This is a genomic window from Bacteroides sp. D2 (genome assembly GCF_025147085.1).
Taxonomy (GTDB): Bacteria; Bacteroidota; Bacteroidia; order Bacteroidales; family Bacteroidaceae; genus Bacteroides.
In genome coordinates this window covers 6,351,443-6,370,951 of sequence record NZ_CP102261.1, presented here as the reverse complement: position 1 = coordinate 6,370,951, position 19,509 = coordinate 6,351,443, and the positions used below count along the sequence as shown (strand labels likewise).

Annotated in this window: 10 protein-coding genes; 9 read left to right on the top strand and 1 reads right to left on the bottom strand. The window is 41.8% G+C overall.

Features of this window, described 5'->3' with window-relative positions; translation table 11 throughout:
* Positions 1 to 47 precede the first annotated feature (47 nt).
* The 3 genes from NQ505_RS24135 to pulA are packed head-to-tail and all read left to right on the top strand — an operon-like array spanning position 48 to position 2,971.
* Complete coding sequence (locus NQ505_RS24135) at positions 48 to 350, top strand: DUF4286 family protein (RefSeq protein WP_004300849.1); 303 nt, start codon at positions 48 to 50, stop codon at positions 348 to 350.
* On the top strand, positions 347 to 913 hold the full coding sequence (gene ruvC / locus NQ505_RS24130; RefSeq protein WP_004300848.1) for a crossover junction endodeoxyribonuclease RuvC: 567 nt from the start codon (positions 347 to 349) through the stop codon (positions 911 to 913). Before NQ505_RS24135 ends, ruvC begins: the two co-directional genes overlap by 4 nt.
* Before the next feature lie 51 nt (positions 914 to 964).
* Complete coding sequence (gene pulA / locus NQ505_RS24125; protein WP_032853679.1) at positions 965 to 2,971, top strand: type I pullulanase; 2,007 nt, start codon at positions 965 to 967, stop codon at positions 2,969 to 2,971.
* A gap of 80 nt (positions 2,972 to 3,051) precedes the next feature.
* Here pulA and NQ505_RS24120 read toward each other — a convergent pair whose 3' ends face one another.
* Entirely contained in the window at positions 3,052 to 7,185 is a 4,134-nt protein-coding gene (locus NQ505_RS24120) for a two-component regulator propeller domain-containing protein (RefSeq protein ID WP_008999829.1), read from the bottom strand.
* Between the two features lie 395 nt (positions 7,186 to 7,580).
* On the opposite strand from NQ505_RS24120, the gene NQ505_RS24115 reads away from it, so the two are divergent.
* The 6 genes from NQ505_RS24115 to NQ505_RS24090 all read left to right on the top strand — a co-directional run bounded on the left by NQ505_RS24115 (position 7,581) and on the right by NQ505_RS24090 (position 19,508).
* Complete coding sequence (locus NQ505_RS24115; RefSeq protein ID WP_008999830.1) at positions 7,581 to 10,754, top strand: SusC/RagA family TonB-linked outer membrane protein; 3,174 nt, start codon at positions 7,581 to 7,583, stop codon at positions 10,752 to 10,754.
* A 19-nt stretch (positions 10,755 to 10,773) separates the two neighbouring features.
* Positions 10,774 to 12,420, top strand: coding sequence for a RagB/SusD family nutrient uptake outer membrane protein (locus NQ505_RS24110; protein ID WP_004300844.1), 1,647 nt, complete (start codon positions 10,774 to 10,776; stop codon positions 12,418 to 12,420).
* A gap of 14 nt (positions 12,421 to 12,434) precedes the next feature.
* Entirely contained in the window at positions 12,435 to 13,838 is a 1,404-nt protein-coding gene (locus NQ505_RS24105; protein ID WP_008999831.1) for a glycan-binding surface protein, read from the top strand.
* 24 nt (positions 13,839 to 13,862) lie between these two features.
* The gene (locus NQ505_RS24100; protein WP_008999832.1) at positions 13,863 to 16,085 is read left to right on the top strand and encodes an endo-1,4-beta-xylanase; all 2,223 of its coding nucleotides are present in this window, start codon (positions 13,863 to 13,865) and stop codon (positions 16,083 to 16,085) included.
* 332 nt (positions 16,086 to 16,417) lie between these two features.
* Complete coding sequence (locus tag NQ505_RS24095) at positions 16,418 to 18,076, top strand: sialate O-acetylesterase (RefSeq protein WP_008999833.1); 1,659 nt, start codon at positions 16,418 to 16,420, stop codon at positions 18,074 to 18,076.
* A gap of 16 nt (positions 18,077 to 18,092) precedes the next feature.
* Complete coding sequence (locus NQ505_RS24090; RefSeq protein WP_004311418.1) at positions 18,093 to 19,508, top strand: MFS transporter; 1,416 nt, start codon at positions 18,093 to 18,095, stop codon at positions 19,506 to 19,508.
* Position 19,509 lies beyond the last annotated feature (1 nt).

Genomic DNA, 19,509 nt, shown 5'->3' with positions numbered 1-19,509 from the left:
TGAAATAATTGCTATGTTTGCGGTAAATAATAGTATGAAATTAAGATATGCTGATTTATAATACAACTTTTCAAGTGGACGAGGATGTTCACGACAATTTCATGATTTGGATAAAAGAAAGTTATATCCCTGAAGTACAGAAACACGGTACGTTGAAGGCACCCCGCATTTGCCGGATATTAAGTCATCGGGAAGAAGGAAGTGCGTATTCTTTGCAATGGGAGGTGGAAAGCAGTGGGTTACTGCATCGTTGGCATTTGGAACAGGGAGTACGTTTGAATGACGAACTGGCAAAAATATTTAAAGATAAAGTGATCGGGTTTCCGACCCTGATGGAGGTGATAGAGTGATTCAACCGGTAAAAGAAAAGATAATCCTGGGGATTGACCCCGGTACGACAATCATGGGATACGGTGTTCTAAGAGTGAAAGGAACCAAGCCTGAAATGATTGCGATGGGGATTATTGACTTGCGTAAATTTGCCAACCACTATCTGAAACTTCGCCATATTCATGAACGGGTATTGAGTATTATTGAAAGTTATCTGCCTGATGAGCTGGCTATTGAAGCGCCTTTCTTCGGTAAAAATGTACAATCGATGTTGAAGTTGGGCCGTGCACAGGGGGTAGCGATGGCAGTGGCGTTGAGCCGGGATATTCCGATTACGGAATATGCTCCTTTGAAGATAAAGATGGCTATCACCGGAAACGGGCAGGCATCAAAAGAACAGGTAGCGGATATGTTGCAGCGGATGTTGCGCTTTCCCAAAGAGGATATGCCTACTTTTATGGATGCAACAGACGGATTGGCGGCAGCCTATTGTCATTTCCTGCAAATGGGGCGGCCGACCATGGAAAAAGGTTATAATAGCTGGAAGGATTTTATAGCGAAGAATCCGGATAAGGTGAAGTAAAGCGACTGATTATAGGGATAGATATAAAGGAAATATCTAGGGGAGGTTTAAATGAAGATGGGAAGTAATTATTTAGCAATATTAGGGGTGACTACAGTGACAACAGTAATGAGCTGCTCCCCTGCGAAAAAGGAATATGCTTCTTTTGAGCTGTATCCGGTTCGTACGGGAAGTCTTACGGAAATGGAATATACGCCGTTGGCAACCAGATTTTATCTTTGGTCACCAACTGCAGAAGAAGTACGCCTGATGCTATATGATGCCGGTGAAGGCGGACATGCTTATGAAACAGTAAAGATGGAGCCCACAGAAGATGGAACCTGGACAACTTCAGTAGATGAGAACCTGCTTGGCAAATTCTATGCCTTCAATGTAAAAATCAATGATAAATGGCAGGGAGACACGCCGGGAATCAATGCCCATGCTGTCGGAGTGAACGGGAAACGTGCTGCCATTATTGACTGGAAGACTACAAATCCCGAGGGATGGGAGAGTGACAGACGTCCTTCTCTGAAATCTCCTGCTGATATGATTATCTATGAAATGCATCATCGTGACTTCTCGGTTGATTCTACTTCGGGAATTAAGAATAAAGGTAAATACCTCGCATTGACTGAACACGGGACCATGAATTCGGATAAGTTACTGACCGGTATCGATCACTTGATAGAACTGGGAGTGACACACGTACATCTTCTTCCTTCCTCTGACTATGCTTCTATCGATGAAACAAAACTGGAAGAAAACCACTATAACTGGGGATATGATCCGGCGAATTATAATGTGCCGGATGGCTCTTATTCAACTGATCCTTATCAACCTGCCACTCGTGTGAAAGAGTTTAAACAGATGGTACAAGCATTACATAGAGCTGGTATCCGGGTGATAATGGATATGGTTTACAATCATACTTTTAATACCGTTGAAAGTAACTTTGAACGTACTGTTCCCGGTTATTTTTATCGTCAGAAAGAAGACGGGACATTGGCAAATGGTTCCGGATGTGGTAATGAGACGGCAAGTGAACGCCCTATGATGCGCAAGTTCATGATAGAGTCCGTTCTTTACTGGATAAAAGAATATCATATTGACGGTTTCCGTTTTGATTTGATGGGAGTACATGATATTGAGACCATGAATGAAATCCGAAAAGCAGTGAACAAGGTTGATCCTAACATCTGTATTTATGGAGAAGGTTGGGCAGCCGACACTCCCCAATATCCGGCAGATTCGTTGGCAATGAAAGAGAATGTTTCCCACATGCCGGGAATTGCCGTATTCTCGGATGAATTGCGTGACGGGCTTTGCGGACCTGTATGGAAAAAGGAGAAAGGGGCTTTCCTTACCGGAGTTCCGGGAGCAGAAATGAGTGTTAAATTCGGTATTGTGGGTGCTATTGAGCATCCGCAAGTACGGTGTGATTCTGTTAATTACAGTCAGAAACCGTGGGCGGAGCAACCTACCCAGATGATTAGCTACGTTTCCTGCCATGACGGTTTGTGCCTTGTTGATCGCTTGAAAGCAAGTATGCCGGGAGCTACTCCCGAGCAACTGGTCCGGCTTGATAAGCTCGCGCAAACGGTAGTCTTCACTTCGCAAGGTATTCCTTTTATCTATGCGGGAGAAGAAGTGATGCGCGATAAACAAGGGGTGGATAATAGTTATAAGAGTCCGGATGCAGTCAATGCTATCGATTGGCGACGTAAAACGACGAACGGAGATGTTTTCATGTATTATAAGCGACTCATAGATCTGCGTAAGTCCCATCCCGCTTTCCGTATGGGAGATGCGGAAAGGGTTCGGAAGCATCTGGAGTTTCTTCCGGTGGAAGGACAAAACCTGATTGCATTCCGCCTGAAGGATCATGCGAATGGAGATAATTGGGAAGATATTATCGTGGCTTTTAATTCCCGTATGACTCCTGCGCGTTTGGAAGTGCCTGTTGGTAAATATACAGTGGTATGCAAAGATGGCGTGATAGATGTGCGTGGATTAGGTACGCAGATCGGACCGGAAGTAATTATTCCCGGACAGTCTGCATTGATTATGTATAAGTAGCTTTAGTCATTATTTGTCATATCAATAACGGCTTTCTTTCTAATTTAGATTCTTGTTTGTAACAAGTCTAATTCTGTTTGTTACATCTGTTGTTCTTTATATTCACTCGGTGAAATTCCGTAAAAGTCTCTGAATGTATTGGAAAAATGAGAGAGGTTGGAGAAGCCTGTAGCGTATGCAACTTCCGAAACGCTTAGATTCTTCTCACGTAGCAGATTGGCAGCTTGTTTCAGTCTGATAGAACGAATGAAATCTCGTGCTGACTGATTAGTCAACTCCTTTAATTTGCGGTGCATATGTACGCGGCTCATTCCAACGTTGGCTGCTAGCATCTCTACATTAAGGGTAGGGTCGGCAAGATGGTCATTGATGGTTTTCATTACTTTACTCATCAAGATCTCATCATTGGACTTCATTTCTATCTTTGTTATTTTTTCTTCTACTTGTTGTTCACCTACCAGTTTGCCGCGCAGTCTTTCCCGATTGGCTATCAGATTACTGATAGTAGTTCGTAATAATTCAGTGTTGAATGGTTTTACGATATAAGCATCTGCTCCAATTTCAAGTCCTTCGATTTGGTCTTCGGCTTTCGATTTGGCGGTTAATAATATAATAGGTATATGATTGATATTGATATTCTGTTTTATTTTCCGGCAGAGAGTGATTCCATCCATTTCGGGCATCATAACATCACTGATGACGAGATCGGGTTTCTCCTTCAAAATGGTTTCCAGTCCTTCCCGTCCATTTGTACATTCGTAGATACGGAAATCACTATCCAGTTCGCTACGTATGTAGCGACGTATTTCTTCATCATCTTCTACGATTAAGACGCGATAACGTGTTTTTGCTTTGGGTTTCCTGTACTCGTTAGTTTTGTTTTCTTCTTCCGTTTCATAGATGGAATCTTTGGGAAGTTGGGAGATTGTTGGTTCGCTTCCGGTTTCTTCAGGATTTTCCAGTTCCTCTGCTTTCAAGTGATTACTACCTAACGGCAGGCGGATGACGAAACGGGTTCCTTGTCCGTCTTCGCGGTTTTCTGCTTTGATGATGCCGTGGTGCAGTTCCACTAACGACCGTGAAAGATGCAGTCCGATTCCTGTACCGAAATTAGATTGTGTCATGTCGTTGTCAATCTGATAGAAACGCTCGAATATTTGTTCTATTTTGTTTTTGTCAATACCGATCCCGTTATCGGTGATATCTATCTCGAAATAATCTTTCAAAGCACCCCGGTAGGCATCGTTGTGACCGGTTTTCAATAACACTTCGATATTTCCTCCCTCATGTGTATATTTGAAAGCATTGGAAAGGACATTCATCAATACTTTGTCAAAGTTATTTAGATCAATCCATACTTTCAGAGAATCAGCACCTTCCAGTTCTTTTTCGAAAGTAAATGTGATGTTCTTTTTTTGCGCTTGATAATTGAATGTTTGCATCAAGTCATTGATAAATCCTACGATATCTGTTTCCCGGAATTTCAGATGCATTTGTCCTTTGTCCAGTTTTCGTATGTCCATCAGTTGATTGATCAGACGTAGAATACGTTGGGCATTCCGGTAAATCATGAGATAAACCGGTTGTTTCTCGGAATGTTCGGCTAACAGTTTCTCTAACGGGCTGATGATAAGAGTCATCGGGGTACGTATTTCATGTGAGATATTAATGAAGAATTGTAATTTGGCTTCGTTAATCTGTTCCATGTGTTTTTGTCGCATCACTTCTTGCCGGTGGCGGATACGTGACAGAATATACATGGTAAGAGCATAAATTAGTAATGCTCCGAGGCATCCCCAGATTACTTTTGCCCACCAGGTCTGGTACCAGGGTGGAGTGATGGCAATAGTAACTGTGCGGATATTAGAGAAATTATTATGGTCGCGTGCCTGTACGGAGAAAGTGTATTTCCCCGGTTTCAGACTGCTATAAGTCACCCGGTTTGTTCCCGGTTGCGTACTGATCCATTCATCGCCTAATTCTTTTATCTTATATTGATAACTAATCCGGTCGGGATTGCTGAATTCCAAAACAGAAAAATCAATGCTGAATGTATTTTCATTATATGCCAGTGTAAATTGCTCGGTATCCATGACAGCAGTATCAGTGATGACATTGTTGCCGGATTTATCCCCTTTTTTCACAGGGCGGTTAGCAACGTGAAAGCCGGTAATCAATACATTCATTTCTTTTTTGATTTCGGTGATATCCTGGGGGTAGAAAGCTGTTACTCCATTGGTACCTCCAAAAAATATCTTGCCGCGTTTATCTTTAAATACAGCAGTGCGTGTAAACTCATTTCCTTGCAGACCGTCGCCTGCATAATAGTTGATAAACTTCTTTTCCGGAGGATTCAGTTTGGAGATTCCCTGATGGGTACTGATCCATATATTTTTTTTCTCGTCTTCAGCCAGGCCGCAAATAATATCACTGGGGAGTCCATCGGCAGTAGTGAAAAGTACAGGTGTTAGTCTGTCTTTATTCAGGCAGACCAATCCTTCGGAAGTACCAGCCCAGATCTCTCCATTACTACTTTCCAATAAACTGTAAACGACATACCCGGGGAGGAGATTGTTTTGCTTTTTATAATTGATAAAATTGTCCGTTTGAGGATTGAGTACGGCCAGACCTCTATAAGTGCCGATCCATATCATTCCCTCTTTATCTTCCAGTAGGTAGCTGATCCAATCGTTCGGAAGACGGTTGATACTCCAGTCATCGTTTTCGTTGCGGGTAGATTCGTAATAGGTGACATGTTGAGTTGGTAAATTGATTTTGTATAAGCCCGAACCATAAGTACCCACCCAGAGATTCTTGTTTTTGTCTTCAATGATGCAGGAAACTTTGGGCTTGCCTGCGTTAAGATTTCCTTGTAAAAGCGAGGTGGCATCTTGACATGTTCCGGTTTGTTTGTTCATCCGTGCCAGACCATCGAAGTAAGATCCTAGCCAAAGTTCCTGATTGGAATCTTCATAGAGACATAGGATAGTGCCGGGGACAGATTGGGGATTACCTGCCTGATGGGTGTAATGGCGTAATTGTTTTCCCTGATCGTTTATGGCATATAATCCGTCGTTATCCGTACCTATCCAGATTGTAGCTTGTTCATCTGTATGAATAGCCATAACACAGCTGGAACCAATGGTGTTGTTGTGTATTGATTTGTAGCCGTAGTAGTCGAACTTATTTGAAATGCCGGGCACTAGTATCAAACCTTTCTGAAAAATGCCCAGCCATAAATTGTGATCTTTATCTTCGATTAACGAGTGAACCTTGGATTTGGAGAAGTCAAAGGGACCCGCATTAATCTCACTGTCCACAATAATATCTTGTTGAGGCTGATATTCTTTTACTCCTTCACCGTCTGTTCCTATGATAAGTTTTCCACGGGTATCAATGATGAGAGTCCGGATATTCAAATTCATCCGGTTTTGGTAGAGGACAGGTTCGAAGTTTCCTTCCTGTCGGGATGATAGTCTGAAAAGACCTTTTGTCAAGGTTCCTACGAAAATTTGTCCGTGTGCATCCTCACAAATGGCAGAAACGTCATCACCTGCTATATGATAAGGTGCTTTATAGCTTTTAAGCTCTTTACTTTCCGGAGAATAACGGTAAAGTCCTTTTTCTTCTGTAGCAATCCATAAATTTTGCCGGGAATCTTCGAAAATGACATTCAGGTAGTTACTACCTATCCGGTCTGTCAGTTCGGTTTCGATATGGAAGGAGGCGGGATTGCTGTTCTTTTTTAGGGATATGGCGCCTTGTCCGGAAGTTGCTATCCAAAGATCTCCGTTCCGGCGTTCAATAATGGAAGTGATATGAGGATTCTTTCGTCCGTCTTTCCGAGAGATGAATAATTCGTGAAAGTTGTCTGTGGCGCGGTCATATCGCTGTAAGCCATTGATGCATCCGATCCAGAAATTACCGCGACTGTCTTCGAATAATGTCCGTACATAGTTGTTTTTCAAACTGGTGCTATCCGTAGCATTATGTCGATAGATCGAGAAACGTGTCCCGTCGAATTTATTAAGTCCGTTTTCGGTAGCTATCCAGATAAATCCTTTCCGGTCCTGATATACGGCATTGATCAGACTGTTGGAAAGTTCTTTGTCTGTTGAATAGAATTTGCCGGTCTGTGCTTTCATAACAGGAGTGCTTCCTATCAGGAAACAGTATATGGAAAAAAGGAATAGGATTTGTGCTTTCATACTCATTAATATAAGCAGGGTTTATTGGTGCTTTTTATATAGACAAAGATACTATATTAAATTAAAATAGCATTAGCTTTGTTACTTTTCCTTTTACTGATGTTACGTGCAAACCCTTTAGGGATGCTTCTGGGAGGGGTATGTAACGGGTGTGCAATAGCTTGTAACGTACATGCAAGTGTATGTAACCGCCTGTCAATTGCTTGAAACAAAATCTCCACCTATGCTTGATATATTATCCATAAATTTGCATTAACCAAAAAAATGAATTGTCGGACACCTTAAAATAATAACTGCTTATGGAAACATGAATTCCTTACTCTATTCCTTATTATAAATAAGAAGAGAAAAACCTATAACTTGGATTAACCACTATCATTATTAATTAAAAAAATGATTTTATGGAAAGCACAAATCATTATTTTCGACCGTTAGGTCTTATCATTCTTTTCTGCCTCTTCCCTGTATGGGTATTGGCACAGACTGTTTCCGTGACGGGAGTGGTCAAAGATGCATCGGGCGAACCGATTATCGGAGCCAGTGTAGTAGAAGCTGGCACTACCAATGGTATAGTTACCGATTTGGATGGTAATTTTAAGTTGAATGTATCAGCCAAAGGTAGCTTGAAGATTTCTTTTATCGGATATCAGACACAAACGATTCCTGTAGCCGGGAAAAAGCAGTTTGATATTACCCTCAAAGAAGATGCAAAAGTATTAGACGAAGTAGTTGTAGTTGGATATGGTCAGATGAAACGTAGTGACCTGACCGGTTCTGTTGTATCGGTCAACGATGAAGCCATTAAGAAATCTGTAGTGACTTCCGTTGACCAGGTACTGCAAGGACGTGCTGCTGGTGTGCAGGTACAGGCTAATAGCGGTATGCCCGGTGGTAGTTCTTCCATCCGTATTCGTGGTATCAACTCTTTGAATGCCTCCAATGAACCTATCTTTGTCATTGACGGTGTTATCATCGACGGTTCCACAGGTTCGGGAAGTGATAATGCACTGGCATCTATCAATCCTTCGGACATCGTCTCTATGGACGTATTAAAGGATGCTTCCGCCACTGCTATTTATGGTGCGCGAGCTGCAAACGGTGTGATTATGATTACTACCAAACGTGGACAGAAGGGTGAGGCGCAAATAACTTATGACGGATATATAGGATGGCAGGAAATGCCTAAAAAACTGGATATGCTGAATCTGCGTGAATATGCGGAGCATAAGAATGTTCGTTCAGGAAAAGACTATTCGGGAAATGATTGGGGAATAGTGAACAAGGATAATAACTTTGTTCGTCCGGATTTACTAGGTGAGGGTACAGACTGGCAGGATGAGATGTTCTCTAAAGCTATGATGACCAGTCATAATCTTTCTGTGACCGGAGGTACTGATAAAAGTAACTATGCATTGGGAGCAGGTTACCTCAATCAGGATGGTATTGCTGTTGGTTCAGGGTTCAGGCGTCTGAACTTACGAGGTAGTTTTGATGCCCAGGTGAAGAGCTATTTAAAAATGGGTATTAACTTTGCGTTTAGTAATTCCCGTCAGAAATTGACTGTATCTGACGAGTCGTTGATTAGAACTGCTTTATTGCAGAGTCCGAGTGTGGCTGTTCGTAATGCTGAAGGCACATTTGACGGACCGGATACGGACGAATGGGTACAAACGAATCCGGTGGGTCTTGCCATGATTAAGGATAACCGCAATGAGAAAATGGGTATTCGGGCAAACACCTATGCTGAAGCTACTATCATTGACGGACTGACGTTTAAAACGGAATTGTCTTTCGATTATGGGGTAACTAATACTTATAAATTTGATCCCTCATATACTTTTGGTGCGATTGAAAATACGGACCGTCAGGGGACTTTCTCCAAATCATATAATAAGTTCTGGAGTTGGAGAAATATCGTGAATTACATGAAAACTTTTGGAGTGCACAATGTGAATGCAATGATTGGTCAGGAAATGCAGGAGAGCAAATGGGAATATCTGATGGGAAGCCGTATGGGATATTTGTCCAATGCCGCAACCGACCTGACATTGGGAGATGCCGCAACAGCCAAGAATAATGGTAATAGTGGAGAAAGTTCGATTTTATCTTATTTCGGCCGTCTGTTCTATTCATACGATGACAAATATCTGTTGACATTTACTCTTCGTCGCGACGGTTCTTCCAAATTCTACAAAGATAATCGTTGGGGATGGTTCCCGTCGGCTGCTTTGGCTTGGAAGGTTTCCAATGAATCTTTTTTGAAAGACAACAATATTATTAATAATCTGAAATTGCGTTTAGGATGGGGTGTTGTAGGTAATCAGAATGTGCCTAATAATGCATATAAAGCCATTTATTCATCTGTTGCTACCGTTTGGGGAACAGGATTGCTGGCTGGCAATACTCCGAATCCCGAATTGAAATGGGAGTCTACTTATTCAAGTAATCTGGGACTTGATATTAATCTTTTCCAGAACAGGATTGAATTGATAGCCGATATTTATTATAAGAAAACAAATGATTTGTTGTTGCAAGTGCCTCTTCCTGCTTACGTGGGAACTTCAGGTCAGGGCTCTACTTCCGCACCCTGGAAGAATGTGGGTTCTTTGGAGAATAAAGGACTTGAGTTGACTTTAAATACAGTGAATATTGATAAAGGCGGATTTCAATGGAGAAGTAACGTGGTATTCTCTATGAACCGTAATAAAGTAAAATCGCTGGATACGGCAACCAGCCTGATAGATAAGAGTAATCAGACAGGCGAAACAATAACCGTACTGACACGTACATCAGTAGGAAACCCTATCGGACAGTTTTATGGTTATAAAGTGATTGGCCGCTTTGAAAAGGCTACTGACTTTTACTATAAAGATGCTTCCGGAGCAATTAAGCCGGTAGCATTGCCTGAAGGTATGTCGATTTCCAAGAATAGTATCTGGATTGGTGATTATATTTTTGAAGATGTAAACAAAGACGGTGTTATCAATGAACAGGACCGTACTTATATCGGTAATCCTGAACCGGACTTTACTTTCGGCTTCGGTAACTCTTTCTCTTATAAAGGCTTCGACTTGAGCATTAACCTGACCGGATCGGTGGGAAATGAAGTTGTAAACTGGGGGCGTCGTGAACTTGAAAATCCACGGGGCAATAATAATATCCTGAAATCGGCGTTGGATTATGCACAACTGGCTTTGATTGATCCGAATGGTCCGGATGATTATCGGAATATACAGATTGTAGGCGGTGACCCTTATGCTTGCCGTATGGCTATTGCCAAAGGGACAGATGATTCCAATTATCGTTTCAGTGACCGCTTTGTGGAAGATGGTTCTTTCCTGCGTATTCAGTCTATCTCTTTCGGCTATACGTTCCCGCGTAAATGGTTGGCACCGATTGGTATTCAGAATCTGAAACTTTATTGTAACCTGCAGAATGTATATACATTCACAAAATACAAAGGGATGGACCCGGAAATAGGTTCTGCCAATCAGGACGCTTTGCTTACAGGCTTTGATAACTATCGTTATCCTTCTCCGCGAATTTATACATTCGGTCTGAATTTAACCTTTTAATCATTTAAAGTGACTAAATATGAAAACAAGTAAATATATATACTCTTTCATGTTGGCTGTAGCTTTGGCGTTTGCAGGATGCAGTGACTTCCTCGATTCTGAAGATAACTCCAATATCGCAGGAGATAACTTTTATCAAACGGAAGATGATTTCCGGGCAGCAACAGCTCCTTTGTATAATAAGGTGTGGTTCGACTTTAACGATAAGTTCTATTATGGACTGGGTGATGGACGCGGATTCAACCTTTGTGCGACAACCTCTAATTATATCTATCCTTTTGCCGATTTGACCGAAACCGGATTGACGGGGCCGTTAGTTTCGGCTTGGGGCTCATTATACAATATAGTACAGCAAACTAATAAGATTATTAACGGGATCAAAGGTAACTCATCCAATAGCGAAGAAGTGAAGAACCCATATATTGCTGAAGCACGGTTCATGCGTGGAGTTGCTTATTCCTATCTGGCGATGTTATGGGGAAATGTTATTATAAATGAGGATACGGATGAACTGGTGGCTAATCCAATTGTCAATACTAGCCCGGTAAGTGATGTCTATGAATTTGCGATGCGTGACTTGGAATTTGCGGCAAAATATTTGCCGGAGGTTTCTTCTGCTGCCGGACGTGTCAATAAATACAGTGCCTTTGGCATGTTGTCGCGTGTTTATCTGACGTATGCCGGTTATAGTAGTAACCCTAATAGTGCGACCCGTAATCAGGACTATCTGGATTTGGCAAAGAAAGCGGCTTTAAAAGTGATAGAAAACAGAAATTTTGAACTGATGACTGATTATGCCGATTTGTTTATGATTGATAAAAATAACAACTCGGAAACACTGTTTGCTTTACAATGGGTTAGTAATGGTACGTATGGGGAATGTAATACGATACAGGATTATTTTGCTTGTGAGTCGGCTATTACCGGTAATGACCGTGCATGGGGCGGTTATGTTTTTGCACAACCGGACGTGATTTGGGAGTATGAAAAAGGAGATAAACGGCGTCAGCCGACTTGGATGGCTTATGGCGATCATTATCCTGAAATACAGAAAGCAAACGGAGGATATACTTGTGAGAAGAAAGCATCGGGTACTGTTTCCGGAATTTATTGTAAGAAATATGTTTGTGGTTCTAGCAAAGATAATGCGAAGATCACTTCCGGAAGTACTCCTATCAATACTTACATGTTGCGTCTGGCAGAAGTATATCTGATTTATGCAGAAGCTATATTGGGAAATAATCCTTCAACAGATGATGCCGATGCAATGGAATACTTTAACAAAGTGCGCAAGCGTGCCGGTTTGGAACCCCAAAATTCGATTACTTACGAAGATATTCGTCGTGAGCGTAGACTGGAACTTTGTCTGGAAGGACAGTATTGGTATGACTTGGTACGTAGAGCTTATTATAAACAACAGGAAGTACTCAATTATATCACCGGACAGGATAGGGGTACTGCTATTCCTGTAGTATGGGATGCGGATACACAGACTTTGAAGAGAGACGAGGATTCGGATGAAACGAAGCGTGCCATAGGTGACGTCGATTCCAGTATATTCCTTCTTCCTTATCCGGAATCGGAGACTGTGCAAAATCCTTTGTTGAAAGCGGATCCTATGCCTTATGCATTTAAGGAAGACAGAATAACCGATTTGTTTAACTAAAAACGAGAATACGAATGAAAAGCTTGATATATAAAAATAGTATGAAAGCATTTGGCTTATTGGTGAGTCTGCTCATCTGCTCTTGTTCATTTGTTTCGTGCGACGACGATGACGATAATGGCGGAAGTTCTGTGATGAACATAACAGGGATCTATCTGGAAGACGCGAAGTCGAATGTTCCTGACCGTTTGGTTGATTTTGCCCGTTTGGGACAACTGATCCGAATTGAAGGTGAAGGATTCAACGGATTGAAGAAAGTGTATATTAATGGATATAACTGTTATTTTAATCCGGTATTTGTTTCGAATAAATCTTTTCTGGTTAGTGTGAACAGTAAAGTTCCGACTACAGAAGCAGACGAGAATGTACGTAATACAATTCGTTTGGTAAAAGATGGCGGTGAATACGTTTATGATTTCCAGATTCGTGCTGCTGCACCGTCTATAACGAAAATCTCCAACTGTATGCCGAATGTAGGTGAACCTATCATTGTTTATGGAAGTGGATTGACGGAAATAGCAAAAGTCGTTTTCCCCGGAAATGTGGTGGTGACAGAAGGTATTATTTCTGATCTTGACGGTGAATATTTTATGGTGGATATGCCTGCCGGAGTTTCTGAAGAGGGCGGTTCTATTTTCGTAGAAGGTTCGAATGGTGGTGCTTATTCTCCTGCCTATTTCAATTATAAGAAAGGCTTGTTGTTGAACTTCGATGGAGTGGGTGCACAAGGAGCATGGGGCGATTCTGAAAGTATGATTCAAACAACCGAACTGGAATCAGCTTCGATTGGTGAAGGTAATGTGTCGCAAGGTGCTTACTGTCGTTTGCCATTAGAAAGACAGTTGCCGGTGGCAGCAGCGAAGAATCGTTGTGCTGAAGTTTGGACAGCTGGTAATGGCACTGATCCTGACTGGTTGACGCTGGGTGTCCCTGCTGAAACTCCTGTTGCCGAATGTGCTATTCAGTTTGAAATTTATGTGCCCGAACCTTGGTCTGAATCCGGATTCCTGAAGATTTGTGGTCAGAACGGATTCAACGGTGGAGAATGGGAGAGAGACTGTTATAATTACGTACCGTGGCTTGTAGACGGAAAGATCGTTCCTTTCCAGACAACCGGTTGGCAGACTGTAACTGTTCCGTTCAGTGAATTCTACAAATCGAAAGCATCCAGCGGAGCTTGGACCACTTTTGCCGATGTGGCCGCTACCCGTGCATCTGCTTCTTATGCCAACTTCGGTTTCTATTTTGAGAACTCTGATATTACATTGGATAAGATCACAGGTGCGAGCTCGGATAAAGAAACAGAGTTTCTATCCAAAGCAACTTCCGTGAAGATTTATATTGATAACTGGCGTGTCGTACCTTTGACGAAGCCGGAATATTCCGATTTCCCGGACGAAGAAGAGGATGCAGAATAATAATGACTTTAAATTGAAAAGATTATGAAATACAGAAATATGCTTCCGTTTGTTGCCTTGTCGGTGCTGATATTGACATCGTGTGACGATAATAAGATGGAGTGGTATAAAGACCCTACACATGGAGCGGTTACTTCTTCCGAACTGCCTTTACAGTTGGCTGAAAAGATTTCCCGTTACAAGCCGTTGAAAGAATATTTATCCGATCCCAACTTTAAGTTGGGTATCGGAGTGGGGATGGATGAATATCTTGGTGACGAGACAACGACTATCATTGTGAATGAGAACTTTAATGATCTGACGATAGGATATGCCATGAAGCACGGTCCTATGGTCGATTCTAAAGGGAATTTGAAATTTGATAAGGTAGATCAATTGTTTACAAAGACTACAGAAGCGGGTATAAGCATTTATGGACACTGTCTGATTTGGCACACTAATCAGAATGCGAGTTATCTGAATAGTCTGATTGCACCGGAAGTTATTCCGGGACCGGCGGGCAGTAATTTGTTGGATCTGTCAGGCATTGAAGATGGAACCTTTGATGGCTGGAATCGTAAAAATGGAAGTGATGCGATGTCCATTGTGGAAGGGGAAGGACTGACAACTACTTCCAAAGCATTGAAATTTACAGTAGGATCTTCTGTAACGGCTGCTCATTCTGTGCAATTATATACTCCTGACATTTCAGCAGTAAGTGGGCATAATTATGAAATTTCATTTTTTGTCCGTTCGGATAAAGCTGGTAAAGCCCGGTTGACTTTCGCTGGGTTAGGAAATAATTATCCATATAAAGACTGGTATGCTACAGGTGGCAGTTGGACGGAAGCTTTTGAGACAACGTCTCAATGGCAGCAGGTGAAGATCACAGTGAATGATTTTGTTAGTACTACATTTCAGATTGCATTTGAATTTGGTTATTTGCCGGATGTGACTTATTATGTAGATAATATTGTTGTGACAGACAAAGATGCGGAGCCTACTGTGGTTAATCTGATTTCTAACGGAGATTTTGAAAGCAAAGCTATTACTCCTTGGGGAGCTTGGAGTAGTGGAAAGGCCACGATTTCGGAAGAAGGTGAAGGATATGGAAGTTCATACTCGATGAAGCTGACTAGTTCTGTTGACGGAGGGGCGGGCAATGCATATAAGGCACAGGCCGGATATGGCTTTGATACTCCTTTGGAAGCTGGCAAGACCTATGAGTTCTCTGCTATGATTAAAGCAAGTGTCTCAACTACTTTCCAAATTCAAATTCAGAACTCAACGAGTTATGCAGGTGAATGCTATGTAGATGGAAATGTGAGTACGACTTGGACAGAATTTAAGAAAGAATTTACAGTGTCTAAAGAGGATATGAATCGATTCTGTATCAATTTCGGAGTTAGTGCGGGTGATTATTATATAGATAATATCGTATTGTCGGAGAAAGTGGTGGAGACACGTGCTGTCACTCGTGCTTCCGGTCCTACTATCATTGAGAAGACCGACGAAGAAAAAGCCGAGATTATCAGAGATGCTATGGAAGACTGGATTTCAAAGATGGTTACCCATTGCAAACCTTATGTTCATGCATGGGACGTAGTCAATGAACCAATGGATGACGGAAAAACATCAGACATTAAGACTGGTAAAGGCAAAACTGATCTGGCTTCTGATGAATTCTACTGGCAAGATTATTTCCTGACTCCGAAAGACTATGCAGTAGAAGCTTTCAAACTTGCCCGTCAGTATGGAAATCCGGATGATAAACTATTCATCAATGATTATAATCTGGAATATAACCTCAATAAGTGTGACGGTCTGATTAAATATGTGGAATACATCGAAAGCAAAGGGGCCACAGTGGATGGCATTGGTACACAAATGCATATTGCTATTGATTCCAATAAAGACAATATTGCTCAAATGTTCCAGAAACTGGGTGCTACCGGCAAGTTGATTAAAGTATCCGAGTTGGATATTAAGGTTAACACCTCGTCGCCTACTACTGAAAATCTGGCACAACAGGCAGAAATGTATCAGTATGTTATTGATATGTACAAGAAGTATATTCCGGTGGATAAACAATATGGTATTACCATCTGGGGAGTATCGGACAATGAAAAAGAACATGTGAATTGGATACCGAATGACGCTCCGAACCTTTGGGATGCTAATTATGCACGTAAACATGCTTATAAGGGAGTGGCCGATGGTTTGGCTGGTAAAGATGTCAGCGGAGACTTTACCGGAGATTTGGAATAAATGATTTTATAACGATTAAAGAAGGGGAGAGTGAGGGTTACAGTAGTTGTTATTATCTTGGAGTGGATCAAATGAATAACAATAACTACTGTAATCCGCTCGTTCTAAAACTTTCCCTTTCCTCTTGTTTATCGGTGGTTTCAGCTTGAATGTAACATTGCAACAAGTTTTTGTAACATACGTAAACGATGATGTAACAAGCGAGTAATGATTTGAATCAGAATTTCTGGGTAAGTGGGAAGAAACTTCCTAAGTTTGCAAAGTGGAATCCCGATGGATTTCTTCTCTTGCTAAATTATCATGAAATAAAGACATATAAAAGAAAAGACAGAATGAATAAGTATTGGTTTTATAAGGTAGGGTTAGTAGTTGTGTTCCTTTGCTTCGCCTTGTTGGGCGGAGCAAAGGTTAAACTTCCGACTCTTGTTTCCGACGGAATGGTACTTCAGCGTGGGGAACCTGTCAATATCTGGGGAACGGCTGATCCTGATGAAACCGTTGATATAACTTTCCTGAAAAAGAAATATAAGACTGTTGCCGATGCACACGGTAACTGGAAAGTGACTTTACCTGTATTGAAAGCTGGCGGACCTTATACTATGACCATTAATGATATCGAATTAAAGGATGTTCTTATTGGTGATGTTTGGGTATGTTCGGGACAGTCGAATATGGAATTGCCTGTTTCGCGGGTTACAGATCGTTTTCGCGATGAAATATCTACGGACAGTAACTATCCGATGGTACGCTATATAAAAACACCTCTGCTCTATAATTTTCATGCTCCGCAGGCAGATATTCCGGGAATTTCCTGGCAAGCGATGACTCCTGAAAATGTGATGCCTTTCTCTGCTTTGGCCTATTTCTTCGCTAAAGATGTCTATCAAAAGACAAAGGTTCCGGTAGGAATCATAAATTCCAGTGTCGGAGGTTCACCGATAGAAGCGTGGATCAGTGAGGAAGGTTTGAAGCCTTTTCCATTTTATTTGAATGAAAAGCGTATCTATGAATCGGACGATTTGGTGGAATCAATGAAAAAGGAGGAGAGAAAGAAAAGTCGTGCCTGGAATGTGGCATTGTATCAGGGAGACAAAGGAATGCATGAGGCTACCCCTTGGTATGCTGCCGATTATGATGATAGCAATTGGAAAGAAACAGATTTGTTTGCTTCCGGCTGGGCAACAAACGGACTGAATACCATCAATGGTTCCCACTGGTTCCGTAAAGACTTTCAGGTGTCTGCCCAACAGGCAGGAGAAAAAGCGACTCTTCGCTTGGGATGTATCGTAGATGCGGATTCCGTCTATGTAAATGGCACATTTGTGGGGAGTGTCTCTTATCAATATCCTCCCCGTATCTATACCATTCCTGCCGGATTGCTGAAAGCCGGAAAAAATACAATAACCATACGCCTTTTCAGTTATGGCGGTCGTCCTCAATTTGTAAAGGAGAAGCCCTATAAAATCCTTTTTGGAAAAGGTCAGCCGGAAAAAGGAGAATCGGAGATCAATCTGGAGGGAAGTTGGAAATATCGTCTCGGTGCTCCTATGCCCGCTGCTCCGGGACAAACGGCTTTTCATTATAAACCCACAGGACTGTATAATGCCATGATTGCTCCTTTGCTGAACTATACGGTATCTGGTGTCATCTGGTATCAGGGAGAATCGAATGTCTCACGCAGAAATGAGTATAAAGACTTGTTGACAGCTATGATTAGCGATTGGAGACAACGATGGAATAAGTCGGATATGCCTTTCTATATCATTGAGCTGGCGGATTTCCTTTCACCCACAGATAAAGGAGGACGCACTGCCTGGGCGGAATTCCGGAAAGCGCAGGCGGAAGTAGCCGATACAAATAAAAATGTTACTCTGATTAAAAATAGTGATTTAGGAGAATGGAATGATATTCATCCATTGGATAAAAAGACGCTAGGGCAACGAGTGGCAGCAGCTATCTTGATAGAAATGAATACGAAAAACAGAAAATGACCAATTTATCTATTTTATGGAGAATACAATAAAGACCAATGAAGCGAAAGGTTTCTATAAACTCTCTTGGCTTCAACGTATAGGATTCGGTTCCGGTGATTTGGCGCAAAACCTTATTTACCAGACCGTATGTATGTATCTGCTGATTTTTTATACCAATGTATATGGACTTAAGCCGGAAGTGGCAGCCGTGATGTTTCTTATTGTCAGGATAGTGGATGTCCTTTGGGATCCTCTGGTGGGTGCTTTCGTCGATAAACACAATCCTAAACTAGGTAAATACCGTTCATATCTTATTTGGGGAGGAATTCCGCTGACTGGTTTTGCTATTCTTTGTTTTTGGAACGGCTTTTCGGGTTCACTGTTCTATGCCTATTTCACTTACGTTGGATTATCCATGTGTTATACATTGATTAATGTGCCTTATGGAGCACTGAATGCGTCACTTACCCGCGATACGAATGAAATCACGGTGTTGACGTCAGTGCGTATGTTTCTTGCCAATTTGGGTGGTTTGGCTGTGGCATACGGTATTCCGATACTGGTGAAGGTGTTGTCTCCCGATGGTAAAATCAATACTACTGCATCTGCTAACGCATGGTTTATTACGATGACTATTTATGCTGTTATCGGATTGGCGTTATTGATGTTCTGCTTTAGCCAGACGAAGGAGCGTGTGGTTATGGATCAGGAGGAGACATCTAAAGTAAAAGTGTCCGACTTATGGGTAGAATTTTGTAGAAATAAACCTTTGCGTATTTTGGCGTTCTTTTTCATTACTGCTTTTGCAATGATGGCGATTGGTAATTCTGCCGGTTCATATTATATGATTTATAATGTACGTGCACCGGAGATGTTACCTTATTTCATGGCCTTGGGCTCGATACCCGCATTCATTTTCATGCCGATGGTACCTGCCATTAAACGTGCCATTGGAAAAAAGCAAATGTTTTATGTATTCCTTTCAGTCGCTATATTGGGTATGGCATTGCTGTATATTATTTCTGTGGTTCCGGTACTCAAAACGCAGATATGGTTGGTCTTTGTGGCGCAGTTCATAAAATCGACGGGAGTCATTATTGCGACAGGGTATATGTGGGCTTTGGTTCCCGAAGTAATTTCGTATGGCGAATATACTCATGGTAAACGTATTTCGGGTATAGTCAATGCTTTGACTGGTATTTTCTATAAAGCGGGAATGGCTCTTGGAGGAGTTGTACCGGGACTTGTTATGGCTTTTGTCGGATTCGACCAGACAAATGAAGTGTCACAATCACCTTTTGCCGAACAGGGAATACTGTGGCTCGTAGCCGTTATTCCGGCGTTGTTGCTTTTGGTCGCTATGTTCATTATTTCTAAATATGAATTGGAAGATAATGTGATTGACAATATAAATGAGGAGATAGAATCGCGCTGTAAAAAAGGCGAATAGA